Annotated in this window: 23 protein-coding genes; 3 read left to right on the top strand and 20 right to left on the bottom strand. The window is 62.1% G+C overall.

What is annotated here, in order from left to right:
- The first annotated feature begins 289 nt into the window (after window positions 1-289).
- Complete coding sequence (gene xopAF / locus NCCP691_RS06755; RefSeq protein WP_220807497.1) at window positions 290-1198, top strand: XopAF/AvrXv3 family type III secretion system effector; 909 nt, start codon at window positions 290-292, stop codon at window positions 1196-1198.
- Here xopAF and NCCP691_RS06750 read toward each other — a convergent pair.
- The 8 genes from NCCP691_RS06750 to rfbB all read right to left on the bottom strand — a co-directional run bounded on the left by NCCP691_RS06750 (window position 1113) and on the right by rfbB (window position 11009).
- Window positions 1113-1481: an SRPBCC family protein gene (locus NCCP691_RS06750; RefSeq protein WP_220807496.1), complete on the bottom strand. Its 369-nt coding sequence runs from the start codon at window positions 1479-1481 to the stop codon at window positions 1113-1115. The genes xopAF and NCCP691_RS06750 overlap by 86 nt on opposite strands.
- Window positions 1482-1716: 235 nt before the next feature.
- On the bottom strand, window positions 1717-2292 hold the full coding sequence (locus NCCP691_RS06745) for an NUDIX domain-containing protein (RefSeq protein ID WP_220807495.1): 576 nt from the start codon (window positions 2290-2292) through the stop codon (window positions 1717-1719).
- 155 nt (window positions 2293-2447) lie between these two features.
- Entirely contained in the window at window positions 2448-3041 is a 594-nt protein-coding gene (locus tag NCCP691_RS06740) for a UTP--glucose-1-phosphate uridylyltransferase (protein ID WP_220807494.1), read from the bottom strand.
- Window positions 3042-3282: 241 nt separating this feature from the next.
- Window positions 3283-6732: a DNA polymerase III subunit alpha gene (gene dnaE, locus NCCP691_RS06735; RefSeq protein ID WP_220807493.1), complete on the bottom strand. Its 3450-nt coding sequence runs from the start codon at window positions 6730-6732 to the stop codon at window positions 3283-3285.
- A gap of 770 nt (window positions 6733-7502) precedes the next feature.
- Window positions 7503-8045 carry a dTDP-4-dehydrorhamnose 3,5-epimerase gene (gene rfbC, locus NCCP691_RS06730; protein WP_220807643.1) on the bottom strand — a complete coding sequence of 181 codons (543 nt, stop codon included), beginning with the start codon at window positions 8043-8045 and terminating at the stop codon, window positions 7503-7505.
- 117 nt (window positions 8046-8162) lie between these two features.
- On the bottom strand, window positions 8163-9041 hold the full coding sequence (gene rfbA, locus NCCP691_RS06725) for a glucose-1-phosphate thymidylyltransferase RfbA (RefSeq protein WP_220807492.1): 879 nt from the start codon (window positions 9039-9041) through the stop codon (window positions 8163-8165).
- 7 nt (window positions 9042-9048) lie between these two features.
- Entirely contained in the window at window positions 9049-9942 is an 894-nt protein-coding gene (gene rfbD / locus NCCP691_RS06720) for a dTDP-4-dehydrorhamnose reductase (RefSeq protein ID WP_220807491.1), read from the bottom strand.
- A 5-nt stretch (window positions 9943-9947) separates the two neighbouring features.
- Complete coding sequence (gene rfbB, locus NCCP691_RS06715; RefSeq protein WP_220807490.1) at window positions 9948-11009, bottom strand: dTDP-glucose 4,6-dehydratase; 1062 nt, start codon at window positions 11007-11009, stop codon at window positions 9948-9950.
- Between the two features lie 380 nt (window positions 11010-11389).
- Between rfbB and NCCP691_RS06710 the strand changes: the two genes are divergently transcribed.
- Together NCCP691_RS06710 and NCCP691_RS06705 are read left to right on the top strand one after the other, a co-directional pair.
- A complete protein-coding gene (locus NCCP691_RS06710) occupies window positions 11390-12271 on the top strand; it encodes a sulfurtransferase (protein WP_220807489.1) in 882 nt (293 codons plus the stop codon).
- A gap of 107 nt (window positions 12272-12378) precedes the next feature.
- The gene (locus NCCP691_RS06705) at window positions 12379-13233 is read left to right on the top strand and encodes a Wzz/FepE/Etk N-terminal domain-containing protein (protein WP_220807488.1); all 855 of its coding nucleotides are present in this window, start codon (window positions 12379-12381) and stop codon (window positions 13231-13233) included.
- Between the two features lie 714 nt (window positions 13234-13947).
- Here the strand turns inward: NCCP691_RS06705 and NCCP691_RS06700 are convergent.
- From NCCP691_RS06700 to NCCP691_RS06645, 12 genes are all read right to left on the bottom strand, one after another.
- The gene (locus NCCP691_RS06700; protein ID WP_220807487.1) at window positions 13948-15120 is read right to left on the bottom strand and encodes a glycosyltransferase family 4 protein; all 1173 of its coding nucleotides are present in this window, start codon (window positions 15118-15120) and stop codon (window positions 13948-13950) included.
- An 81-nt stretch (window positions 15121-15201) separates the two neighbouring features.
- Window positions 15202-16071 carry a hypothetical protein gene (locus NCCP691_RS06695; protein WP_220807486.1) on the bottom strand — a complete coding sequence of 290 codons (870 nt, stop codon included), beginning with the start codon at window positions 16069-16071 and terminating at the stop codon, window positions 15202-15204.
- Window positions 16056-16691, bottom strand: a complete 636-nt coding sequence (locus NCCP691_RS06690; protein ID WP_220807485.1) for a PIG-L deacetylase family protein — start codon at window positions 16689-16691, stop codon at window positions 16056-16058. Before NCCP691_RS06690 ends, NCCP691_RS06695 begins: the two co-directional genes overlap by 16 nt.
- 45 nt (window positions 16692-16736) lie before the next feature.
- A complete protein-coding gene (locus tag NCCP691_RS06685; RefSeq protein WP_220807484.1) occupies window positions 16737-17864 on the bottom strand; it encodes a glycosyltransferase in 1128 nt (375 codons plus the stop codon).
- Window positions 17857-18921, bottom strand: a complete 1065-nt coding sequence (locus NCCP691_RS06680) for a hypothetical protein (RefSeq protein WP_220807483.1) — start codon at window positions 18919-18921, stop codon at window positions 17857-17859. Before NCCP691_RS06680 ends, NCCP691_RS06685 begins: the two co-directional genes overlap by 8 nt.
- A gap of 5 nt (window positions 18922-18926) precedes the next feature.
- The gene (locus tag NCCP691_RS06675) at window positions 18927-20042 is read right to left on the bottom strand and encodes an N-acetyl sugar amidotransferase (protein WP_274387225.1); all 1116 of its coding nucleotides are present in this window, start codon (window positions 20040-20042) and stop codon (window positions 18927-18929) included.
- Entirely contained in the window at window positions 20039-20806 is a 768-nt protein-coding gene (locus NCCP691_RS06670; RefSeq protein ID WP_220807481.1) for an AglZ/HisF2 family acetamidino modification protein, read from the bottom strand. The genes NCCP691_RS06675 and NCCP691_RS06670 overlap by 4 nt, the downstream gene beginning before the upstream one ends.
- The gene (gene hisH, locus NCCP691_RS06665; protein ID WP_220807480.1) at window positions 20803-21411 is read right to left on the bottom strand and encodes an imidazole glycerol phosphate synthase subunit HisH; all 609 of its coding nucleotides are present in this window, start codon (window positions 21409-21411) and stop codon (window positions 20803-20805) included. The genes NCCP691_RS06670 and hisH overlap by 4 nt, the downstream gene beginning before the upstream one ends.
- Window positions 21408-22721, bottom strand: a complete 1314-nt coding sequence (locus NCCP691_RS06660) for a hypothetical protein (protein WP_220807479.1) — start codon at window positions 22719-22721, stop codon at window positions 21408-21410. Before NCCP691_RS06660 ends, hisH begins: the two co-directional genes overlap by 4 nt.
- Before the next feature lie 21 nt (window positions 22722-22742).
- Window positions 22743-23822, bottom strand: a complete 1080-nt coding sequence (locus NCCP691_RS06655; protein WP_220807478.1) for a Gfo/Idh/MocA family protein — start codon at window positions 23820-23822, stop codon at window positions 22743-22745.
- Window positions 23807-24820 carry a zinc-dependent alcohol dehydrogenase gene (locus NCCP691_RS06650; protein WP_220807477.1) on the bottom strand — a complete coding sequence of 338 codons (1014 nt, stop codon included), beginning with the start codon at window positions 24818-24820 and terminating at the stop codon, window positions 23807-23809. Before NCCP691_RS06650 ends, NCCP691_RS06655 begins: the two co-directional genes overlap by 16 nt.
- Entirely contained in the window at window positions 24817-26055 is a 1239-nt protein-coding gene (locus NCCP691_RS06645) for an N-acetyl sugar amidotransferase (protein WP_220807476.1), read from the bottom strand. Before NCCP691_RS06645 ends, NCCP691_RS06650 begins: the two co-directional genes overlap by 4 nt.
- Window positions 26056-26060 lie beyond the last annotated feature (5 nt).

Genomic DNA, 26060 nt, shown 5'->3' with positions numbered 1-26060 from the left:
ACCTCGAAAGCCCAAGTAGGGCCGGCCTCCGTGCCGGCCAACCTCCGCCCGCTCCGGAGAACGCCCCCCTCCGCTCATAGCCCATCATCACCCGCCAGGCAGCCCGAACGTCAATGGACTGCGCGCGGTCACAAGCACCCCGCTTCCAATTTCGAGAGCCCCAGGAACACGCTCACCACAACAGACAGCCACGTCCAGAACGACGCGCAAACAAGGAACTAATGAAACGTCCCCTCCGACTCACCACGCATCTCATCGAAAGCGACATGTCCCGCGTCGCGCAACCACAATGACCTATATCTCGCGCCACAGCTTCACCGTGAGCCAGGGCTTCACGCAACTGACCCGCGAACAGTACGAGACTGTCCGGAGCAGGCCGGGCCACCCGATCAAGAATAGAGAAACCATGACGGAACTTGAAACGGATGAAACGGCAGCGGATGTGCGCGTGCTGCGCTCACGCGAGGAGAATATCCGGCGACACATACTCGACACTTCGCAGACGGTGAAGATCGTTGGCTACAACGACGAGCCCGGCGTCGTTGCCAGCGCCGGCTCTTCGCAGGTAAACACCCTATGTCTTACTGACGGGACGGGTCCGTGCATCGCAGTGGCCATCGGAGCAGAAAACCTGAGTGAGGGCGTCCCGGCACCCGGCGCCAATGCTCGGATATTTCACGTATTTGCGTTTGACGACAACAAAGGGGAATTTCTGGACCCGATAGCACGGCATATTGAGAAGATGCGTGCCAGAGGACTGACGGTCAAGGCAGCGATGCACGGCGGTGACGCAGATTCCATAGCCGACGCCCGGATGTTGCGCCGGTTTTTTCAAGAGCAGGAAATTGAGCTGCATTTCGACGAGACCTGTGAACTGAGGGAGGGCAAATCAACCTGTCTGGGGGCGGTCGTTCGCCCGGATCACACAGTGCAATTCGTGACCGAACTGGCCGTCGTATCCGAACAGGCCCCCGACCCGTCCGACCGCAGCCATTCCGATGTCGTAGCGGCTGACGAACAGATGCCAGCCAGGGAGGACGGTGGATCAAGAAAACGCCGCGCAGACGACGATCCCTGCGACGCGGCCATCAACCGGCCCAAGCGCCCCATGCTCAGCGAAGGCCACGCCGCCGCACCATCTCATCCCGCATCTGCCCCAGCTGATCCAGCACCTGCTGCCGAATCACCGCCTCGCTGATCCCCAGCGGCACCCACACCCCCATCACCGCCTCACTCCGATAACTGATATGCGTCGCATCCCCCTGCCGCTTCAGATCGGTAATCACCTCCCCACTGGCCAGGCTCCCCCCAACAATCACCGACCGGATCCGCGTCGGCGCAGTCAACTCCACATCCCGCACATAATCAAACGACCAGGGAATCGGCCCGATGAACACCCGCCCGTTCTGCTCGAGCCTGAGCTTGTTGCCATTGCGGTGCACCACCTTGCTCGGAGCCAGGTCCCACTTCTCGAACCTCACGTCCAACGCGTGCAGTTCATTTTCGAGTCGGTCGTCGCGGCACTCAATGCGCAACTCGACGCTATTCCGGGATTAGCCGACGCGGTTGAGTCCTTGATGAAGCAGCGGGCTTCGCACACTGCTGTCTGGCGCACTGTAGGGTATAGCTCCGTGCGCCAGCGGCGCATAAACACAAAAGCCAGGCATCGGATGAACCTGGCTTTTTTATCGCTGGTGCCTGCAAATATTTCCCGGATCAGGTACCGACGGCCGATCTCGATACGGCCGCTATTGGTACCCGCAGCTTCTCGGCCAGCCACTGCGCGTACGGCCTTGCGAACCAGTGGACCTCCTCGGATGCTGCCGCCTCTTCCACCGGCATCCACTGCCATTGCGCGTGCTGGGCGTCGGCATTCGCGAGCGGCGGGTTCAGCAGTTCCAGCTCAGCCCAGGACAGGGGCAGCCAGTGCGGCATGTTCACATAGTGAGTCGAGATGTCGGGGCTGAAGGCGCTGTCCGGGTAGAAGTGATCCCACGCGCCCATCAGCTGCATCCTGCCGCGCAACTGATCCAGTGCTTCCGGTGAAAAGCCAAGCTCCCCGCAGGCAATACGGCGTATCGCGCTTTCTTGTGATTCGTTCTTTCGGATGCGACCGCCCGGGGTGAACCACCAGTTGCGGGCCGGAGGATTGGTGCGCAGGCCGATGAGCAGGCGGTGCGAGGGATCTGTGACGCAGATGTCGATGGAGATCAAGGGCAGCGATGCGACCGCTTGCCGGAAATCAGCCTCGGAGAGAAATACAGGGTTCTGCTGGCTTGTGTTGTCTTCCATGTGCTCGTCTTGCCATTCCTGAATGGCCCTAAACTCGTCGAATGAGTGGTGAGCTTACATGGGCGGGTTTCTTTTGTCCTTGATTGGAGACACGTGAGGTCTGAAAGTGTCGCGGCCAGGAGTCGAAAACAGGGACCCTCTTGACCGCGTGCAAGCTACGCCCGATTCCTGGTGGCCAGGTGCTCGGCAAGCCACCCCCTGAAGTCCTCCCCAGCGTCCTGATGCGCCTCCCCGAGAACCACATTCGCCTGAAGAAAGCCGAGTTTGCTGCCGCAGTCGTAACGCGTGCCCTGATAGCGATACGCCAGCGCCTGCTCGGTTGCAAGCAAACCGGCGATACCGTCGGTCAGCTGGATTTCGCCTCCTGCGCCCCTGGGTTGGTTGCGAATGCAGGCGAAGATGTTCGGACTCAGGATGTAGCGGCCTGTGACCGCCAGGTTGGAAGGAGCGTCTTTCGGCAGGGGCTTTTCAACAATCGTCTCAATGCTTAACAGCGAATCGGAGACTGCCTGTCCCTTAACCACTCCGTACTGCCTGGTCTGCTCAATCGATACTTCCTGCACTGCCAGCACGCTGCATCCATGTTCGCGGTACACATCGACCATTTGCTTCGTCACTGGCACTGCGCCGACCAGGAGATCGTCGGCAAGCAGGACGGCGAAGTGCTCGTCGCCGATCAGGCCTTCCGCGCAGAGGATCGCGTGACCGAGGCCGAGCGCTGCTGGCTGTCGTACGAACACGCACTGCATGTCGTCCGGCTTTGCTGAGCGGACGGCCTCAAGCAGTGAGGTCTTGCCGGCGGCGTCGAGTTCCGATTCCAGTTCGTATGCGGTGTCTGAGGCCGGCCCTACTTGGTCTTAGGCGGGCTTGCTCACGTCCCTGCCGGGCTGAACAACGGTGCATCGGATAGTGGTTGATGCACCGGTCGCGCGGCACGAGCCGGGTTCCGCGACCGCAGCTCGGCCGGCACGGAGGCTGGGCCGACTAACGTCAGTACTCGACCGCCGCGCCCTTCACGCCAAGCGAATCCGCCAGCGCCTGCTTCAACCCATCCCCGGGCGCCACCCGCCAGTCATCCGCCAGCCGGATCTCGCAGCTCCCCACGCCATCCCGCATATAGCGCATGGTGAGTGGCAAACCCGTCTCCGACCGGTACGGCGCCAGGATCTTTTTCATCAGCGCCGCGTCCAGCTGCGAGGTCAGCGAGAACGAGAACTGCTTGCCGAACTGGACCCGCGCCATGGCGATGTCCATGACTTTTTCCGCGGTCACGCGCAGGCCGCCGGAAAACCGGTCCTCGGACACTTTGCCCAGCACCGCGAGGAACTCATCTTCCTTGAAGAGGTGGCGATTGGGATCGTAGAGCTCGTTGTAGACGGTGACATCGACGGTGCCGGTGCCGTCGTCGAGCGTGACGACGACCATCTTGCCGCGCTGGGTCATCTGCACCCGCACGCCGCTGATGACGCCCGCCATCAGCCGCGCGTCACGGGACGGGTCGAGGCTGGACAGCTTGGTCTTGACGAACCTGCGCACCTCGTCCGCGTAGGCATTGAACAGATGGCCGGACAGGTAGAAGCCGAGCGCGGCCTTTTCCTCGGTCAGGCGCTGCTTGTCGCTCCAGGGCTCGGCCTTGACGTATTCCTTCGGCGCTTCCATGACGCCGCCCTCGCCGAAGAGGCTGACCTGGTTGGCGGAGGCTTCGGCCTGCTCGGCGTATTCCATTGCGAGGTTGACGGAGGCGATCAGGATGCCGCGGTCGACGCCGAAGCAATCCATCGCGCCGGCGCGGATCAGTGCTTCGATCGTGCGGCGGTTGATCTGCTTCTTGTCGACGCGGCGGACGAAGTCGAACAGGTCGCGGAAGGGACCGCCCGAGTTGCGGGCGGCGATGATGGCTTCGATCGCGGACTGGCCGGAGCCCTTGACGGCGCCGAGGCCGTAGCGGATCTGCGTGGCCTTCTTGCCCGGCGCGCCGACCGGGATGAAGCGGTAGTCGGACTGGTTGATGTCCGGCGGGAGCATCTGCAGCTTGCAGACGTCTTCGGCGTCCTCGACCAGGATCTTGATCTTGTCGGTGTCGTCCATCGCCAGCGACATGTTGGCTGCCATGAAGGCTGCCGGGTGATGCGCTTTGAGGTAGGCGGTGTGGTACGACAGCAGCGCGTAGGCGGCGGCGTGCGACTTGTTGAAGCCGTAGCCGGCGAACTTCTCCATCAGGTCGAAGATCTCGTCGGCCTTTTCCTGGGACAGGCCGTTCTTGGCGGCGCCCTCGCGGAACAGCAGGCGGTGCTGCGCCATCTCTTCCGGCTTCTTCTTGCCCATCGCGCGGCGCAGCAGGTCGGCGCCGCCGAGCGAGTAGCCGCCGATGACCTGCGCCATCTGCATGACCTGTTCCTGGTAGACCATGATGCCGTAGGTCTCGGACAGGATGCCTTCGGTACGCGGGTCCGGATAGTCGAACTTCTCGCCGTGCTTGCGCCGGCAGAAGTCCGGGATAAGGTCCATTGGGCCGGGACGGTAGAGCGCGACCAGCGCGATGATGTCCTCGAAGCGGTCGGGACGCGCATCCTTGAGCATGCCCTGCATGCCGCGGCTTTCAAGCTGGAACACCGCGACCGTTCTGGCCTTGGTGAGAAGCTCGTAGGAAGCCTTGTCGTTGAGCGGCAGCTTGGCGAGGTCGAAGGCGGCCATGGCCGGGTCAAGCTGCTTGATGTAGTTGACCGCGCGGTCGAGGATGGTGAGCGTGGTCAGGCCCAGGAAGTCGAACTTCACCAGGCCGACGGCTTCGACGTCGTCCTTGTCGTACTGCGAGACCACGCCGGCGTCGCCGCCCTGGGTGTAGAGCGGACAGAAGTCAGTCAGCTTGCCGGGCGCGATCAGCACGCCGCCGGCGTGCATGCCGATGCTGCGGGTGATGCCTTCCACCTGCTGGGCGAGGTCGAGCACCTGCTTGACCTCTTCTTCCTTTTCCATCCGCTCCTTGAGCAGCGGTTCTTCCTCGATGGCGTCGGCGATGGTGACCAGCTTGCCGGGCTTGAACGGGATCAGCTTGGAGATGCCGTCGCAGAAGTTGTAGCCCATGTCGAGCACGCGGCCGACGTCGCGCACCGCGCCCTTGGCGGCCATGGTACCGAAGGTTGCGATCTGCGACACCGCGTCGCGGCCGTAGCGGTCCTTCACGTACTGGATGACGCGGTCGCGGTTCTCCTGGCAGAAGTCGATGTCGAAGTCGGGCATCGAGACGCGTTCCGGGTTCAGGAAGCGTTCGAACAGCAGGTTGTATTCCAGCGGATCGAGGTCGGTGATCTTGAGCGCATAGGCGACCAGCGAGCCGGCGCCGGAACCTCGGCCCGGTCCGACCGGCACGCCGTTGTTCTTGCCCCACTGGATGAAGTCCGCCACGATCAGGAAGTAGCCCGGAAAGCCCATCTTGATGATGGTGTCGGTCTCGAACTTGAGCCGCTCTTCATAGCGCGGACGCTGCGCTTCGCGCCTGGCTTCATCGGGGAAGAGCTGCACCAGCCTTTCCTCGAGGCCGGCCTTGGCCTGGATCACGAGGAACTGGTCGAGCGACACGCCGTCGGGCGTCGGGAACAGCGGCAGCTTGGGCTTGCCGAGTTCCAGCTGCAGGTTGCAGCGCTTGGCGATCTCCACGGAGTTTTGCAGCGCGCCGGGCATGTCGGCGAAGACCTCGGCCATTTCGGCCTGGGTGCGGAAACACTGTTGCTCGTTGAAGCGCTTCGCGCGGCGCGGGTTGGCGAGGATCTCGCCCTCGGCGATGCAGGTGCGCGCTTCGTGCGCGATGAATTCTTCCCTGCTCTGGAACTGGATCGGGTGGGTGGCCACTACCGGCAGCTGCAGCCTGGTAGCGAGGGCGACGGTTTGCCGGACCTGCTGGTCCATGTTGGGCTGGCCGTAGCGCTGCACCTCGAGGTAATAGCGGTTGGGGAAGATATCCGCCCAGCGGCGGGCGCAGCGTTCGGCGGCGGCAGGGTTGCCGTTGTCGATGGCCTGCCCGACATCGCCGAAGTGAGCGCCCGACAACGCGATGAGGTCGCTCGACGCGCCGTTTTCCAGCCACTCCGTGCGGATCTCGGCGCGCCCGCGATGGACGTTGGTCAGCCAGGCTTTGGACAGCAGTTCGCACAGCTGCAGGTAGCCGTTGCGATTCTTGCAAAGCAAGAGCAGGCGCGAGGGCTTGTCGCGGTCGTCGTCGTTGCTGATCCAGACATCGCAGCCGGCGATCGGCTTGACGCCCTTGCCGCGCGCGGCCTTGTAGAACTTGACCATGCCGAACAGGTTGCCCAGATCGGTAATGGCCATCGCCGCCTGGCCGTCCTTGGCGGCGGCCTTGACGACGTCGTCGATACGGACGAGGCCGTCGACGATGGAGTATTCAGTGTGGAGACGGAGGTGGGTGAATTGCGGGGTGGTCATCGGCGTATTTTACAAGCCGGGCCAGGGGGATGGTGATTGCGGCAAGCAAAATGGGCGGGGGCGCGTGGTGCCGGCAACAGGGCTTGCGGAGGGCGGGGTTCCCTGTTAGTTGCTCGGCGATCAAGTAGGGCCGGCCTCCGTGCCGGCCTGGCGCAGCTCGCAAAACCTCCGCTGGCGCGCGGCCTGCAAATCAACCGTTCTTCGGACTACCGTCGTTTAGGCTGGCAGGGACGCCGGCCCTACCGAATCAGCTTGAAGAGGGCTCGCTTCCACACCGCTCCCCCGCGGAGGTTGCACAACCTGCGTCGCGCAGCGCGACCTATACATCAATCCCCCCCCCCCCGCAAGACCACCTCAGCCCAAGTAGGGCCGGCCTCCGTGCCGGCCCAGCGGAGGTTGCAAAACCTGCGTCGCCGCGCAGCCTGCAAATCAACTCTTCTCCGGACCACCGTCGTTTAGGCCGGCAGGGACGCCGGCCCTACCGAATCAGCTTGAGGAGGGCTCGCTTCCACGCCGGCCCCGCGGAGGTTGCACAACCTGCGTCGCCCGGCGCGACCTATACATCAATTCCCCCGTACGACCACCTCAGCCCAAGTAGGGCCGGCCTCCGTGGCGGCCCAGTGGAGGTCGCAAGACCTTCAGCGCGCAACACCTCACGATACACTCCGCCATGAAGCCCCCTTAACACCTGCATAAAACGGCAGAACTGCATCCAACAACAGCAGTCGCGCCAAGCCTGACGTCACAAAAGATTTTCATTCCTGGAACGATCAAATCTTAGTCAGTTCAGCAAAACTCCCGGCCTCTGCATCCTTTTTCGACAGCGTCGGCGGCGAGTCGATCGGCCACTCGATTGCCAGGTCCGGATCGTCCCAGCGAATCGAGCGTTCGAATTCCGGCGCGTAGTAGTCGGTGGTCTTGTACAGGAAATCCGCCGACTCGCTCAGCACCACAAAGCCATGTGCCAGCCCGGCCGGTATCCATAACTGCCGATGATTGTCTTCGGACAGCTCGACCCCCACCCACTTTCCAAAGGTGGGTGAGCCGCGCCGGATGTCGACAGTGACGTCGAATACGCGGCCTCGCGCAACACGGACCAGCTTCCCCTGCGCCTGCTGGGTCTGATAGTGCAGTCCGCGGAGCACGCCCTTTGCGGAACGGCTGTGGTTGTCTTGCACAAAACTGACTTTGGCGCCGACCGCCTGTTCGAAGATGCGCTGGTTGAAGCTTTCAAAAAAAAAGCCTCGCGCGTCGCCGAATACCTTGGGTTCCAGGATCAGGACATCTGGGATGGAAGTGGTGACTACGTTCATGTTGCTGTTGCCTTGATATTGAAGGAGTGCCCTGGTCTGGAACAGCGTGAGAACCAAGTGCATTCCGGATGAAAGCCTGAGGTTGAACGCCAGACTTGAACTCGCTGGTCCGGCTGATCAGTAGATCTGTTCGGTCAACAGCCGAATCAAGTACTTCCCATATCCATTCTTGGCCAGCTTAGTCGCAAGCTTCTCCAGCTGTACCGCATCGATCCATTTTTGTCGGTATGCGATCTCCTCCGGACAGGCCACCTTCAGTCCTTGCCTTGCCTCGAGTGTCGCAATGAACTGACTGGCTTCCAGAAGCGACTCGTGGGTGCCCGTGTCGAGCCAGGCATATCCCCGCCCCATGATCTCCACCGACAATTGCCGTTGCTTCATGTACAGGCAATTCAGGTCGGTGATCTCCAGTTCGCCGCGCTTGGATGGCTTGAGCGACTTGGCGAGCGACACGACCTGGTTATCGTAGAAATAGAGCCCTGTGACCGCGTAGTTCGACTTGGGACTGGCAGGCTTTTCTTCCAGGCTGATTGCGCGGCCACCCTCAAACTCCACCACGCCATAGCGGTCAGGATCATTAACGTGATAGGCGAATACTGTTGCGCCCGCATCGCGTGTCGCTGCCTGAGCAAGCAGCTGCGGGAGGTCGTGCCCGTAGAAGATGTTGTCACCCAAAACCATCGCGGATGGATCGTTACCGAGGAAGGATTCTCCGATTAGAAATGCCTGAGCAAGGCCGTCTGGAGAAGATTGCACTGCGTACGAAAGATTCAGTCCCCAGTGTGCCCCGTCGCCCAGCATCTGCTCAAAACGGGGCGTGTCCTGTGGTGTGGAGATGATGAGGATGTCGCGAATCCCCGCCAGCATCAGGGTGCTCAGCGGGTAATAAATCATTGGCTTGTCGAATACTGGCAGCAGCTGCTTGGAGACAGCCATGGTGGCCGGATAGAGACGGGTGCCGGAGCCGCCGGCGAGGATAATGCCTTTGCGTTTCATATGCGCCTTACAAGGTGATCTCATCCATCATTCGCCGCACGTGGTACCGCCAATCCGGCAGGTACACGCCAAAAGTATCACGCAGACGAGCTGTATTCAATTGCGAATTCCGTGGGCGAGGAGCTGGCACTGGATAAGCGCTCGCGGGGATTGCCTGCACCTGTTCCGGTTTGACTCTGAGGTCAATGCCGCGCGACCGGGCCACTTCGAGGATGAAGCTTGCGTAGCCATGCCAACTGGTGACGCCGGCGGCGGCAAGGTGATAAGTTCCGGAGAAATCATTGTCGCTGCCGCTGGCCTTGGACACACGGTGAAGTGCCAGTGCGCTCACATCGGCTATCAGCTCTGCACTGGTCGGGGCACCGTACTGGTCGGCCACCACACGCAGTTCATCTCTTTCGCGTGCCAGCTTCAACATGGTCTTGGCGAAATTGCCGCCTCTGGCGGCGAATACCCAGCTCGTCCGGAAGATCAGATGCTGAGCACCTGATTTCCGGATAAGTTCTTCTCCCGCGAGCTTGGACTTGCCGTATACCGACAACGGGCCGGGGAGGTCGTCTTCCTGATACGGGTCCGGCTTTTCGCCGTTGAAGACATAGTCGGTGGAATAATGGATCAGCCAACCGCCAAGGCGCGCCGTCTCTTCAGCCAGCGCACCTACCGCTTCGGTATTGATCAGGTATGCCCTGGCAGCCTCGGATTCGGCCTTATCGACTGCCGTATAAGCTGCCGCATTGACGATGACGTCGGGTGCGGTTCGCCTGACGAGCGCTGATAGTTCTTCAGGTTGCTCGAAATCCGCTTCGGCCGTTCCCATCGCGACGACCTCGCCCAGCGGGGCCAGAGACCGCTGCAGTTCCCACCCTACTTGGCCGCCTTTGCCGAATAAAAGAATTTTCATCTGGGCTATAGCGCGTAGTTCTTGCTGATCCAGTCACGATACGTACCGGACTGAACATTGCTCACCCATTCCTGGTTGGCGAGGTACCACTTCACGGTCTTGCGGACGCCCGTCTCAAAGGTCTCGGCAGGCTTCCATCCAAGCTCGCGTTCAATCTTGCGTGCATCGATAGCGTAACGTCGGTCGTGCCCGGGCCTGTCCTTGACGTAAGTGATCTGCTCCGCGTAGGAGCGTCCGTCATCTCGCGGCTTGAGTTCATCAAGAATGGCGCAGAGCGTGCGCACGACATCGATATTGGCTTTCTCGTTCCAGCCACCGATGTTGTACGTCTCACCGAGCTGGCCGGCTTCGAGCACACGCCTGATCGCGCTGCAATGGTCCTCCACGTAAAGCCAGTCACGGATCTGCATGCCATCACCATAGATCGGCAGCGGTTTTCCGTTCAGCGCATTGATGATGACCAGCGGGATCAACTTCTCCGGGAAGTGGTAGGGACCGTAGTTGTTACTGCAGTTGGTGGTGAGCACCGGCAAGCCGTAGGTATGATGCCATGCCCTCACCAGATGGTCGGATGCGGCCTTGCTCGCCGAGTATGGACTATTGGGCTGGTAGGCGTTGGTCTCGGCAAATGGCGGGTCGGTGTCTTCCAGCGTCCCATAGACTTCATCGGTGGACACGTGCAGGAAGCGAAACCCTGCCTTACGCTCCTCGGGAAGCTCCGACCAGTAAGCGCGAACGACCTCAAGCAGATTGAAGGTGCCTACCACATTGGTCTGAATGAATTCGCCTGGACCAAGGATGGACCGGTCGACATGCGACTCCGCCGCGAAATTCAGCACGGCACGTGGCTGGTGTTCTGAGAGAAGCCTGCCGACGAGTTCGCGGTCGCCGATATCGCCCTTAACGAAGATATGGCGTTTGTCATCCTGCACCCTTGCGAGGTTGGACAGGTTGCCTGCGTACGTGAGCTTGTCCAGATTGATGACAGGTTCGTCGTGCGCGGCCAGCCAGCCGTGGACGAAATTGCTACCGATGAAACCGGCGCAACCGGTTACCAGAATTGTCATTCCATGCCTTTCTTGCCATGCAGTCGCATGCCTTAATTGCCCTTACGGCAACTTGAACGCGCTCTCTAGGAAAGAAGATTACCGTCCCCGCTTGCGGGTGCAAAGGCCGTTTCGTCGCATTACAGAATAGCCGAGAGTTACCGTCTGGGTTACTCCGCAGGTCGAAGCTGGGAATTTAACGAAAACAATTGCTGCAATATTAACTTCTCTTGAGTATAACGACGGCTACGTGCGGTGAAATACAGTATTCGTAAGATGCCTGGACAGACAAACGGCGCCTTTTGTGTAGGACCGGCGTCAGGGCGACAGTGAGTCACGCGGCGCCATCGGCGCCGAATGACGTATATAATGTCGCAGAATCAAAGACTTAGCATAACCCCATGCCCTCCCCCACCCCCTACGTCAACATAGCCGCCTACAAATTCATCACCTTCAGCGACACCGCCGAGAAACGTGCCGAATTTCGCGCGCTGTGTGAAGAGCTCGGCCTGAAAGGCACGATCCTGCTCAGCCCGGAAGGGATCAACCTGTTTCTCGCGGGTCTGCGTGAACCAATTGACCGCTTTCTGGCTTGGCTGCGCAGCGATGCACACTTTGCGGACATCGAGGTCAAGGAAAGCTACTCCGACCGCCAGCCGTTCACCAAAATGCTGGTCAAGCTCAAGCGCGAGATCATCACGATGAAGAACCCGCTGATCCGCCCTGAGGAAGGGCGCGCGCCGGCGGTGGATCCGAAGACGCTCAAGCGCTGGCTGGACCAGGGCCATGACGACTCGGGCCGGCCAGTGGTGATGATGGATACCCGCAATGCGTTCGAGGTCGATGTCGGTACGTTCAACAATACGGTGGATTACCGGATCGAGAAATTCAGCGAGTTCCCGGAGGTGGTCCAGCGGCACAAGCCCGACTTTGACGGCAAGACCGTGGTCACCTTTTGCACCGGCGGCATCCGCTGCGAGAAAGCGGCGATCCACATGCAGAACGTGGGCTACGACAGCGTCTATCAGCTTGAGGGCGGGATTCTGAAGTATTTCGAAGAAGTCGGCGGCGATCACTACACCGGGGATTGCTTTGTGTTCGACTACCGGACCGCGTTGAATCCGAAGCTGGAGGCGACGGAGACGAAGCAGTGTTTTGCCTGCCGGGCGGTGGTGACGCCAAGGGAGCAGCTGTCGCCTTGGTATGTGCCGGGGGAGTCATGCCCGCACTGCTGGAAGCGGGACGTGTCGACGGTGACGGATTCCGGCGTCGAGTCGCGCTGACACTTGGCCGCGGAGAGCGGCCGCCTTGCGTCCCGCCTTGCCCGATGTATACAGCCACTGCCGGCTGTGTGAAAATTCTGCCCCTTAGCCGCTGGACAACTCAAAGCATGCACAATCAATTCCCGGACCCTGCCGCGCGGGCTTCTTCCCTCAGCACGGACGAAGTTCATCTAACGCAGATCGTCCGCTTCCTCAAGAACGGATGGCGCTGGATCGCAGGCACCACGGTGCTGGGCCTGGCACTGGGGCTGGCGCTTGCCTTCATGATCGAACCGAAATTCGTCGCAAGTGCGACCCTGCAGATGGCGCTGGTGGCGAAGGATCCGGTCGAGTCGCCGGGTACCCTCGCAGAAAATCTCAAGCTGCCTGGCTACTACAGCCGTGAAACCATCGCGGCCTGCGGACTCGATGGCGCAGCGCGCCCGCGCGATGCATTGGCGCGCGGGCTCAAGCCGAGTGTTAACAAGAATGCGCCCTACGTGACCATTTACTACGAAAGCACGGATGGCGACGAAGCGGAGCGTTGCATCCGCAAAGTGGTCGAACATATCCGCGGCAAGCAGGAACAGCTGGCAAAGTCCGCGCTTGAGTCCTACCAAGTGCAATTGGCCAACTCTCGAAAAAGGCTGGAAGAGCTGGATCATCTGCGCGCGGATCTCGCGCAGAAGGCGGACAGTGCACTGGCCGGCAGCGGAGCGGCGGCCAGTAGCACCGGCTTTCTGCTGTCTGCGCTGGCGGCGACGAACGAAACGAGCAAGGAGCTGCAAACCGAGATCTTCCATCTCGAACGCTTGCTCGGTCCCCTTTATACGAAACAGACTGAAGCGACTTCCGGCATTGATACGCAGCGCAACGGCAAGACACTGATTCGCCTGATTGCCTTGATTGGACTGACAACCTTCGGTCTGTTCTTCGGCATCCTTAGCCTGCTGCTACGCCATGTCTGGCGGAAGTACGCCTAACTTTGCCGCGCTGTCTTCAGGGACGCGGCCGTATTGCGTTGCTCGGTCCTCGATGCTTGCGATGAACCGCGTGATGCGGCGCGCGGCATGATGACGGTCTCTTTAAGGGCTGATCCTACGCGGGCAGCTGCAATGCTCGTGGACCTTGCGAGCGCGCCTCTGCGCGGGTACGGAGGCCCGCGCTACTGGCTTTGTGTCAATGGTCGCGCGCTAGAGCGGTTTTCCCCTAGCTGTCCACGACGAGAAGTGCTTGAACCCGCAGGGATTGCGGAAATCGAAAGGTGCTTATGATGACGGGAGGGTGATTATGGCGCGGCGCCAAGGACAGGCATACGGGCAAGATTTGAGGGATCGGGTGCTGGCAGCAAGCGGGACGATGGCTGAAGCGGCATTTCGGTTTGGGGTAAGGAGTCGTATGTTGCCGAGCCCGAGTGCGCCGAAGGCGGCTGGCGTAGTTAGTCCTGAGCGGCAATGCAACCACATGCCGCACAAGCCCGACCTGGCTTGAACCGGAGTTGGCCGAGCAGGTGGCGGCGCAACCGGACCTGACGCTGCAGCAATGGTGTGAGTGGGTCTCACGCTCTGAGTAAAACTGCTGCCCGATCCGTTGACCACCTTTGGTTTGCTATCGGTCAGTTGCTTGATCAGTTCGTACCCGGCGAATACACACGGTATATCCGCCACGGTGGTCATGGAGAGCTAGGATGAACTGCTCTAGCGCGCGGGGGGCAGATCGTCGGCCGCAGGGAGTGTGCTGACCGGGGCCTCCCCGGACAGAGCCGAGGTCACGGCGTCCCGGTACAGTTCCATGATCTTCCTGTCGTCGAACTCTGCTTCGGCGACGCCGCGCGCGCCTGCCGCCATCGCTGCCCAGTCTTCGGCGGGAAGTTCTATCATTTTTATCAGTGCGTCGGCCAAGGACTGGGCATCCTGCGGCGCGCACAGCAGGCCCGTGCGATCGTCCTGAACCACGTCCCGGCATCCGGGCACGTTCGTCGCGACCGCCGGGCGCCCCATCGCTGCCCCTTCCATCAGTACCCGCGGCATGCCTTCCCGATAGGAAGGCAGCACCAGGCAATGCGCCTGTTCGATCGCCGGGCGCACGTCATCGACAGAGCCAAGGTACTCGATAGTCCCGCTTCGCTTGAGCTCATCCATCTCGGCCTCGGTCACCGAAGCCGCGTTGGCCGAGTAGGTTGGACCTAACAGACGGAAAACTGCGCGCGGATACTTGCTCTTGACGATCCTGGCCGCCTCGATGAATTCGTACAGGCCCTTATCCTTGAGCAGCCGGGCGATCATGAGGAACGAGGGCCCGTGTTCCATCGGCGGAAGCGGCTTGACCGCGAAGCGGTCGAGGTCGACCCCCTCCCCTGGCAGAATACGGACCTTGATCCCTGGCGCCAGGTCCGCCCGCTTGAAATATGCGGCGTCCTCCTTGTTGAGGAACCACACCTCGCGTGCGTTGCGCAGGGTCGATCGGTAAAGCAGCTTGCCCACCGCTGAGCGCAGGTTCTCTTCCAGGAACATGTATCCCAGCCCGGTGATGACAGAGATCGAGCGGGCGCCGGCCAGCTTTGCCGCAATGGTCCCGTAAATGACGGACTTGATGGTGAAATTGAAGACGAGATCCGGCGACAGGCGCCGGAAAATCTGCAACAGCGCGAACTTCGCCTTGACTTCGTTGAGGGGGTTCAGCGAGCGGGGCGACAGTTTCCACTCCACGAACTCCGCGCCCAGCGCGTGGACACGCTCCACCGGTTCGTCCGCCGCGGCCACGAGGACGACCCGATAGCCGTCGCGCACGAGCGCCTCGATGATTCGTCCGCGGAAGTTAAGCAGGCCCCAGAGGGAATTGCAGCAAAAGATGATGGTTCTACGTTTCACTAAGTCGCTCGTTTCAATTCTGCGCCCGCAACGGCGCGATCGATGCATCCGGAAGGTCTGGATGGCGATCGAGTGGATGGTTTATTCGGCCTTCCGCAACTGGCGGGCGGGATTGCCAGCCACGACGGCGTCGGCTTCGACCGACCTGGTTACGTTGGATCCGATGCCGACGAATGCGCGTGGGCCGAGCACTGCCTTTTGCATGATCGAGCTGTTCGGCCCCACCCATGCGAATTCGCCGATGTCGACGCCGCCGCTCAGCTCGGCGCAGGCCGTCAGCAGGGCGCCGCGTCGCACGCGGCAGTTGTGCGCAATATGGACATGGTCGTCCGTCTTGACATCGTCTTCGACGATGGTATTGCCAAGCGTCGCATTGCAGACCGTGTTGAGGCTGCCCAGTTCCACGCGGTCGCCAATGACGACCGAGCCCAGGTGCAGCAGACGGATCGGCACGCCGTTCTCGTCGCGCTCGAATCCAAAGCCCGGTTCGCCGATGACTGTGTTGGACTTGATGTAGCAATCCGCGCCGATGGTCGCGCCATCTCCAATAACGACATGATGCGAAATGACGGTTCTCGGTCCTATTCGCACACCCCGCCCGATGACTGCCGTCGGGGCAATGACCGCGGTGGGATCGATGTTGGGCGCGGTGTCCGGCATGCTGAAGCCGGGCTCGGCCGCCAGCAGGTGGAGCGCCCTTGCAAAGAACAGCCTCGGGTTGTCCGCATGCAGAATCGCTCCGCCTTCAGGTGCATTTCCGGCGGGCGCAATGACCACGGCTCCCGCCGCAATTGTCCCCGCCACCGGCGCCCGTGAGAAGCAGAGCGTGCCTGCGCTCACCGCATCCAGTGATGCGACGTGCAGGATATTCGCGTCCGTCCCTTGCATCGGCACGCCCAGCCTTTGCGCGAGGCGGCTTGCCGGGACCGGGGCCGTCAGCTGATTACCCATCGCACCACCTCAAATGCCTCGGCGTACCGCTTCCCGATTTGCACACCTCTCGTCGCGGCCAGACTGCGAATGAATTCTGCGTTCACGTAGGAGCGGTGGCGCTGCGATTCATACATTTCGATCGCACGGATCTTGGTGTGGATGTGTTCTTCGCTGATGTCGATGAAGCAGCTGGTGCGGAAATCGAGGTTGTTCCACGGGACCTCGTAGCCCAGCATGGTAGTGCGCTTGAATGCACGGAAACCTTCCTGGGCGATGGTCTGGTGGTCCTGGTGAGTGTCGTTCGCGCTGGGCAGGAACACCATGTCGGGATTGAAGCGGCGGCTCAGGTCGATCATCGCATCGAGGATCTGCTGCCGCAGCTCCGGGAAGCGGCGTACCTCAAAGTCATAGACGATGCAGTCTTCGGGAGCGACGCCAAGTTCGGCGGTTGCCTTGCGCACTTCGGTGCGCAGGATGTCACGGGGAAGATGCGGCAGCACAGACTGTTCGGCGGCCGAGAATGCGACATAGACCACGCGGGCACCTTGCGCCGCATAGCGCGCGATGGTGCCGCCGCAACCAAGTTCACCATCGTCGGTATGGGGGGCAAGGACCAGAATAACGTCTGCGGATTTCATGATAGGCGTTGTATAAATTGAAATTTTATGCCGGCAAACCGGATGTTAGCGCAAGTATGTCTGACCGTGATCGCCGCGCGCTCCGGCGGACGGGACAAACAGGACGCGGAAATACTCGATATAGGACGGCGCGGAGAACGCGTTCGTCGCCGCCGCGCAGATCGACTGTCGAAAGCCGGGGGTGGTTGCGAAGTCCTGCGTCAGTCGCAAGATCTGGCTGGCGATTTCCTCCGCGTCCAGCTGGGCCTTGCAATACAGGAGTCCGGGCAGGCCCTCTCCGAATTGCCGGGAATCACCGGTATCACGAACGATCACGCCACATCCCGCAGACATCGCCTCGGCCACCACCCGGGACGGGAAGTTGGTGATCTCTTGCATCGTGAACACGATCGAGGATGTCGGAAGCAGCTCGTTCGCATTGGCATACCCGAGGAAGCGCACGGGTACGCCCGCCGCCGCAAGCGCACCGACACGCGCGACAACCCGTTGCTCCAGCGGGCCGTAACCCGCGATCTGGAACTCGAAGTCGTCCGCGACCTTGCCCTTGAGCTTGTCCCAGAGCGCCGGCAGCACGTCGAAGAAATCGTCCAGGCCCTTCTTCTCGACGAGACGGCCAAGCAGCACCGCGCTATTGGTCTTGCCCGCGGATGGCTCGATTTCCGGCAGCAGGAAAGTACCGCCCGGGGTCAGGCTCATGCGGCCGGCCATTTGATACCCGTTCATCGCCTCGAATACGGTGGGGCTGAGCACGTCCACCCTTTTGACAAAGAAGAACGACAGCCAGTCCCATAGATCCACCCTGCGCTTGGAAGTAGGGCGAGGCACACGTGCGCAGTCGACGACCGACATGGTCACCCGATCTCCCCTGCCGATATGGAGCGGCCAGAGGCAGTTCAGCGGATAGTGATAGGCCGCGCCCCTGGGCAGCCCGGCAAGCACGCGCCTGAATGCCTTGATGAAGCCGCCGGGCGTCCAGGGATCGGACGGGACGGGAATCAGGGCGTTGAGCGCATCGGTACGGCCGGGATGGTCCTTGCGCAGCGCGTCCACCAGCGCTACCGGCGCGATGAAGCGGACGTCGCAGCCTGTTCTCAGAAGGGCCGTGAAGATGTCGAAGAAGCGCTTTTCCGCCCCGCCGTAGGCAGGCGACGTGATGACGATATGGCTACGCATGTTCGGGCACCTCCCCGGTACCCGTCTGCGCGGCCGTCCTGTTCTCGATGAAATGCAGTACCAGCGCCATCAGGAAGAAGAAATAGACATAGGAATAGTAGCGCCAGTGCATGATGTCGCTCCACATCATCGGCATTGGCGCGACCAGGCCGGCAACGATCAGGCGCTGCGCGGCGGGACCGGCGCGTCGCATGAAGAGCAGCCACAGCGCGGGCAGGAACACTGCCAGGCTGAGTATCGACACAACACCTTCCATGTAGTCTCCGAAGCGGCCGCTCGCCAGCAGGACGCTGTATGCGCGCTGGGGCATCAGTGCGACGTACTTGACCGGATAGACGAGCACGTAGCCAAAGTTCTCGATCGCGGTGGAAAACAGCAGGCCGGTGAAGCCGGAAACGTCCTTCACGTCTTCGCTCGAATATTCGGGCACCATGCCCTTGACGATCGGCGCCAGGGCGGAGATGACGAGCAGCGCGGCCAGTATCAGCCCGTAGCGCGGCGGGCGCTGGCGCGGAAAGAAGAAAACCATCGCCAGCAGGGTCATGAACATGTAGTAGCGCGCGAGCATCGCAAGCAGCAGCGCGAACAGCAGCGCACGCAGGCTTCCCCGTACGAGGTAGCGGCCGAAGAACAGCGCGGCGCACATCGCGTAGATTTCCTTGTTGAGGCTCAGGAAACCGAAAAGAAAATACGGGAAGACGATGGCGCCGGCCAGCAGTGCAAGACGCGCGACCATGGTGCCGAAGGTGCTCATCGCGCAGCGCAGCGTCAAGGCCATTACCGCGAGATTGAAAAGCTGGATCGCCCAAAGTGAGCCGCCGGTAATGATCATGGACAGGATGGGAATCCCGATCAGGAACAGCGAAATGTTCTCGGTCGGATCGGCATCCTCGTAGACATCCTTGTACAGCCTGAAGTACGTGGCGGCGTCCGATGAAACGTATTCAATCGTGGTGTCGGCGTGAGCCTGCAGCAGCACCTCGTTGAGTCCGACCAGGAGCATCCCGAACAGGATGGCCGCCATGAGCACGAGCACGGTGCTGATCCGGATATGCATGTCGCTTATCGTCCCGCCAGGTATTTCTTCTGCAGCTGCAGCAGGCGGTTGTAAAGCGGCGCTTCGGTCGCAAACTGGTCGTGCGGTCGCTCGGGACGGGCGAGATAGGCCTCAAGGTCGTTTTCGCTCCACCCCATCTTCTTCAGGAAGTACTCGATGTCCTGCTGCAGGTCGTCGGGATCCGGGTATGGACTGTGGTCGAGCAACTCCTTCGCCCGCTCCCGGCTCATCTGGCCGGAGCAGATCAGCGACGAGAAATGCAGCCGGCGCTTGTCGACGCCGAATTTACTGGGCAGGAGGAAGCCCTGGTAGAAGCGAGTGAAGATGGATTCGTAGTGCTTGTACGGATAGGGCCGGTAACCGACCGCTTCAACCAGCGTGTCGATGCAGCGCTGCTTGTTGTAGTCGATGAAGTCGAGGAAAGGCACCCACTGGATGCGGCGCACCAGCCTGTCCCAGACGTAGCGCTTGACGCCGATCGTCGGCAGGCTGCGCACCTTCATGCCGTCGCGTCGGGCGATGTCGAGAATGTTCTTGCGGTCGAACTTGTTCCAATTGTAGTTGCGGGGCACCCGCATGCCTTCGGTCGTCGTGTTGCTGCCCGAAAGAATGTAGCGGATGCCGTAACGGCGCGCCAGGTTGTAGTTCACCGCGAGCATTGCGTTGTCGTACAGGAGTTCGACGTCGATGACGTCCGCGTCGAAGAATGCCTGCTGCAGCCCGCGGTATTCGCGCCACTCGACCACATGGGTGTAGAGATCGACACCCAGCTTGCGCACCAGGTTCTCGATGTTGTTGACTGCCAGCTCGGAATTCCAGCCATTGTCCATGTGGACCGCCAGCGGGCGCAAACCGTGCTGGCGGGCGAGATAGAGCGCATAGGCGGAGTCGGCGCCGCCGCTGACGCCAACGATGCAGTCATAGCGCCTGCCGTGGCCGCTGGTGCGAACTGTCTCGACGAAGGCTTTCAGGCGCCTATCGAGCACGGCGGGGTCGGTCGGCTGGTATTCAGCGAGCCGGGCCAGCATCGACGTGCAGTAATTGCAGCGCCCCTGCTCGTCGAACTGGATGTCGGCTGCATGCGAATCCATCACGCAGCGTGTGCATTCCTGAAACTTCATTTTTCGAATAGCTGCCGTACGGACGGATAGTCCGGGTAATTGATCAACACCGCCTTGTGCGGCCCGTAGAACACGAACATGCTTCCCGCGGCGGCGGCGGAGGCGCCGGCTTTCACCGCGTCGCGCATATGCCCGAGGTCGGCCGCACCGCCGCATGCGATGACCGGTACGGACACCGCCTCTGCGATGCGGCGGATGAGAGCGGTATCGAAACCCGAGCCCTCTCCATCGCGGTCGACGTCGTTGAGGAAAATCTCGCCGGCACCGGCAGCGACCACTGCCTGCGCGTGCGCAACCGGATCCAGTTTCGTCACCCGCCGCTTGCCTGGATGGTAGACCCGGTAGCGGCCGAACCAGTCACGCTTGACGTCGATCGCGGCGACGACACTGCTGGCGCCGATTTCGCGCGACAGTTCGGTCAACAGCCGGGGGCGCTCGATCGCCGAGCTGTTGAGCGCGATCTTTTCGACGCCCGCGGCCACGATGCGCCGCGCCTGCTCCAGGCTGCGTATGCCGCCGCCGTAGCAGAGCGGCATGAAGCATTCGCCGGCGATGCGTGCGATCAGATCGTAATCGGGCTCGGCCCCGGTACGGGACGCGGTGATGTCCAGAAACACCAGTTCGTCGACATACTTCTCATTGAAGATGCGTACAGCGTTGATCGGATCGCCCACGTACCTGGGACGCGCAAAGCGCCGCGTTTTCACGAGACCGCCATCCTGCAGCAGCAGGCAGGGAATGACGCGATTGTACAGGTCGCTCATAGTGCGGCGAACCTCCTCAGCAGTGCCATGCCGAACAGATGGCTTTTCTCGGGGTGGAACTGCACCCCGAACAGGTTGCCCGCCTCGAAGGAGGCCGCGAAGTCGACGCCGTAGCGGCATGCGGCCGCCGTCTGCTCCGTGGCGGCGGGCTTCACGTAATAGCTGTGCACGAAGTAGAAGCGTTCCGGTTCGGGTGCGTCATGCGCAAAAAGGCTGGCGGAAGCACCGGGACGCACGGCGTTCCAGCCCATGTGGGGAATCCGCAGGCCGGGGACCTCCGGAAACCGGTGGGTAAAGGCGTCGACCCAGCCAAGGCCGGGCTCGTCGCTTTCCTCGCTGCCGCGGGTCATCATCTGCATGCCGAGGCAGATGCCCAGGACCGGCTTGCGCGTGTGCAGCGCCTGCTCTTCAAGCAGCGGGATCAGGCCGGTCTCACGCAGTCGCGTCATGCCGTGACCGAAATGGCCGACGCCGGGCAGAATGAGCTTGTCGGCGCTGCGAATATCCGTTTCGTCGCCGCTCACTCGGGCCTTGGCGCCGACCTTTCTCAACATGTTGTGCACGGAGCCGACGTTGCCGACACCGTAGTCAACGATCACTATCATGCGGTTACTCCGATACTTGCGTGTGGCGGCGGACGTATGCCGGCCGACGCGTCGATAAGCGTGGCATAGAAGCGCTTCTCCTCCTGGTGCGCCTCGTCGATGCCGGCCGTACTGCGCTCGACCGGCACCCTTGCCGGGCAGCTGTCTATCCAGCCGCGGATGTCGTCGCTGTCGAGCGTGCCGAAGCGTACCAGTCCGGACGATTCCAACTCGCGGAACAGGCCGAAATTCGCGCCCCCGTCGTGCAGGGTGGGACACAGCAGCAAAGAAGGCACGCCGGCCACCAGCGCTTCGCCGACGGAGCTGCTGCACATCGTGATATGACCGCTCGCCTCGTCCAGCAGTAGCGGAAGCGGCGCGCTCGTCGCGTGCTGCCACTCCAGGTGAGGGTGGCGTTCGCAAAGTGCTTCGATGTAGCGGCGATGATGGCGGTAGCCGGCGGCGTTGACCTGGATCGGATGCATGCGCAGCTGGAAGCGCAGGCCGCTCCCGGCGGTCGTCGCGAATACCGATTCCAGCGCCGGATGAAGAATGCCGTTCGGAATGATGTTGCTCAGGCTGTCGCGCTCGCCGTCGTAGCCCCATTGCAGCGTAACCAGGATCGTCTTGCCGTCCCGCCGCGCCGGCTGCTCCTGGCGTTCCGTCGCCTGCCTGCGTCGCAGCAGATGCAACCAGGGATCGCGGGTCTTAAACGCCAAGATCTCGCGTCCACTGCATAGGGATGACACTGTTTTCTGCGAGACATCGTCGAAACTGAGGATAATGTCGGGCAGGACGCCGACAGGCTGGGCCATGTGCGCACAAAACACCTTGTCGCTGAGACTGATATTCGTGCCGTGCATGGCTTCGGCCACCTTTATGCCAAGCTGCTTGGCGGCGAGGCATAGCGCCGGCGGCGGCTGTATCGAGACGACCATCTCAGGGGCGACGCGCTGCAGCAGGTCACGGTAGAGACGAATTTCCAGCTCTTGGCGCAGCGCGGCGCGGGCAGCACCGGTACGTAGCAGGGCACGCAGCCGGATCAGGAAGGAACGATAGTTGACGGTCGCCGCCCCGCCCTTGATCGCATGGCTGCGGAAGACCGCGTAGGGATGGCTGAGGTTGACAGTCGCATAGCCGAGGTCCTCCACGGTACTGCGGATCCCTTCCAGGATCGGCGAGTAGCGCCCTTGGTCGTCGCGCATCGCGCGGTCCACGTCGTGGCAGGAAAACAGGACGCGGCGTCCCTCTGGCAACGGCGGCATGTGGTCGGGCACAGTTAGGGATCCGATCACGCGCTGCACGAAACGCAGCAAATTCCTCGGGCTCATCGATGGCTTCCTTTCATGGACTCAGGCATATCGTCCACCTGTACGCGCCATGATCACGATGGCAGGATCGAGCGCCGACACCTCCACCACCCGTGAGCCCTCGAGATGCGATTGCAGCATGGCGAAGGCAATCGACTGTGCATTGAGAATATCGCGTTTGACCGCCGCATTGGCGGCGATGGCGTCTGCGTCGCCATCGAGGCACGCGACGAGTTGCGAGACAGGCCCAAGGGTACCGCCGGGCGCCCTGCCGTCTTCGACCGCCAGCTCGCTGGTCGCCGGGTACACCGTTTCGCCTGCCGCATACATTTCAAGCCTCGCCCCGTCGGCGCGCACGGAGATTTCCGCGTCCGCGCAGGACAGTACGAAGTCCGCTCCCAGCGCCTGGGTGATATGGCCGGCAAGGCCGTCGTCGAAATACACGCTGGCACTGACAATGCGCGGGTCGGAATCGACGGCAGTAGGCCGTCCTTCTGTCGTCACATCGGCAAGGCGTGCCTGCACTCCGGCCACGCGCCGCCCGGCCGCTCCGAACAGCAGGAGATCGATGGAATGCGGGTGCGTCCAGAACAGGGGCGCGGAGCCGAAGTTGACGCGGATTTCACGCAGCGCGCCATAACGGCCGGATTCGGCCAGCGCGAGTGCCTGCCGGTAGACGCCGAAGAACCGGCGGATTGCACCCCAGGTGACAAAGACATCGTCGCGCCGCAACGCTTCCCGCAGTCCCTGCAGTTCGGTCACGCTGTTGCACAACGGCTTTTCGGCATGGATGGCTCGGGTGCCCGAGGCGATTGCATGCTGGATCAGTTCCGCGCGTCCGAGAGTGCGGGTGGCCAGGCCGAGCAGCGCGGGACGCTCGGCGTCCAGCAGCGCGCGAGGATCTTCGTAGCGGCGCGCGACCTGGTACTTGTCGCCTGCGCGCTGGAGCATGGCCGCGTCGGTATCGCAGAGGGCCGCCAGCCTGAGCCGCGGGTGGCTGCAGATCGCTTCCGCATGGCTGAGCGGCAGCCAGCAGCGCGGTGCGTGACGTATGACTGACTCGCTTGTGAAAGCGCCCATGCGCCCGCAGCCGATGACGGCCGCGTTTAACTGTTGTTCCATGTGAGCAGATAGGTGATGGGGGAGGAACGCCGGGCGATCAGATCGGCATAGGCGCGGCCAATGTCCGTGCCCGCATACGTGCCGGAAATGATAGGTGTCGGATCGAGGCGGCCGGCGGCGATCAGGCCGGCGAGGTAGTCGAGGTTGGCGCGTTCGTTGAAACGGCAGAAGCCCCGGCTGTCGGGACGCTCCGGCGACATGCCGACGGCCTCGATGCGCAGCTGCTTCATGTAGAAATGCTGGCTGTCGAGCGGGTTGAAGCCGGGCGGCGCCTCGCCGCGGCCGGGAAAGCCCAGGACGGCGATCACGCCCATCCGGCCGGCCGCTTGCAGCGCGGCCTCCCAGTCGCTCCAGCCGTTCGTGGTCGATACGACGACGTCGGCGAGATCGGGGCCGAGCGCCTGCTTCAGCGCCGGAAGTTCGGCTCGTCCGAACACTGCCTCGGCGCCCATTTGGCGCGCAAGTGCAGCCGGTTGTGCCTGGTCGGACAGCGCGAACACGCGGGCTCCGGCCAGGGCTGCCATGGCAACCGTGGTCAGGCCGAGCGCGCCGAGTCCGATGACCAGGACGCGGCTGCCCGCGCGCACGCCCGCGCGCAGTACCGCGTTGTAGCCGAGGTGAAAGAGATACGTGCAGGCGATGTGGTCAGCGCGGGCCTCGTCGGGGAGCTTGAACAGGATCTCGTCTTCGGCGGCGACGAACGCGCTGCGGTGCGAGCTGAAGCTAAGCACGCGGTCGCCGGGCTGCAGCGATGTCACGGCGGTACCGCAGGCGAGCACGCGCGCAACGTTGCAATAGCCCTGGAGGCGCGGATAGACGACGCCGGGCCGCAGCGGAGGCAAGCCCTTGAAGGCCGCGAGCTCGGTCCCCGGTGAGATCGCCGTGACCAGCGTTTCGCACAGTACCTCGCGGTCGCCGGGCGGCCGCAGGGATTCCGTGCGCAGCTCCAGCTGACCCGGAGCGTTGAGCCAGACGACGGTGGCATTGCCCGGATTCATGTCGGATAGCCCTTGCCGATGATGATGTAGCGATCGCGCTCACCGTTGTTGAGCTCGGCATGCGCACGGAAACCGAGCACGTGTTCGGCGGCCTCCGCATCCCCTTCGGGGCTCTCCCGGCGGTCTGCGCGCACCCACTGCCCTGGTTTCACCTGCTCCCACACGTTGCGGTTGCGGTGCTGGTCCATGATGAAGTGCAGGCTGCGCTGCTCGACGCCCAGCCATTCACAGAACTTGTCGATGTGGCGCAACGGCTGTTCCTCGTGCCGGCGCACGAGGGCGAGCGCGTCCTCTCGCGAGAGGCGTCCATGCCGGATTTCGCGGCAGGCGTGGTCGGTGACCTTCGAGTAGCCATGCTTGAGCAGCTTCAGATGGTCGTGCAGGTCCATGAAGTTGTAGCAGTCGACATGGTCGTAGGTGTCGAAGGTGCGCGCGAAACGTGCGCCCTTGTAGCCGTGCGAGGCCACCATCTGCTCGTGCTGCGCCTTGGGATCCCAGCGCACGTAGTTCCCGAGGTAGATGCCGCGCACGCCGACGTCGTTGAGTTCGGCGTCGTCCGGATAGCGGTATTGCCAGATGTCGTCTTCGTTGAGCGTGTCGAAGATCGACAGCAGGTCGTCAGCTTCATGCCCCATCAGGTCGTGGTCCTTGCGATAGCGGCGGGTCATCTCGACTTCGTGCTCGTGCGAGAACATGCCGACCTGCTCCAGCCCCTGGTGCGCGCCCCAGACAATCAGCGGAATCCGGTAGCGCACTGCGGTCTGCACCGGGAACACGGTCTGCCCCGCCAGGCAGGGCCAGTACATGCTGCCGAACTGGCGCAACGTGGTGCGGGTGATCTTGCGTACCGACACCGGATTCACGTTCTGCACCAGGATGTCGCAGTTGAACCGTATGCGCAGGTTCGCCAGGTTGCGGATGCCCAACGGCGTGTTGAAGTACTTGTTGTAGGTGACGAGCAGCGGGTTAAGGCCCAGCCGTTCCTTCACCAGGTGGACGATGAAGTAGGAATCGTTGGCGCCGGTGACCGGCACGATGCAATCCCAGGTCTTGCCAGTTGTGACGCGATACGGCGCAGCCAGCTCTTCCAGCATGCGCCAGCGCGCGATCCAGTCGAGACTGTCCTTTTCTTCATGGATCCGGCAGCCGGAACAGATGCCCTCCTCGTCCAGGGTCAAACCAAGGGGGTGCGAGGCCGGGTACAGGCAGCGGCGGCAGGTCAGGGAGTCATGCATGTATG

It is taken from the genome of Noviherbaspirillum aridicola (assembly GCF_019656455.1).
Taxonomy (GTDB): domain Bacteria; phylum Pseudomonadota; class Gammaproteobacteria; order Burkholderiales; family Burkholderiaceae_D; genus Noviherbaspirillum; species Noviherbaspirillum aridicola.
Note: the sequence above shows the minus strand (reverse complement) of the source record. Positions and strands in the feature narration are given on the sequence as shown.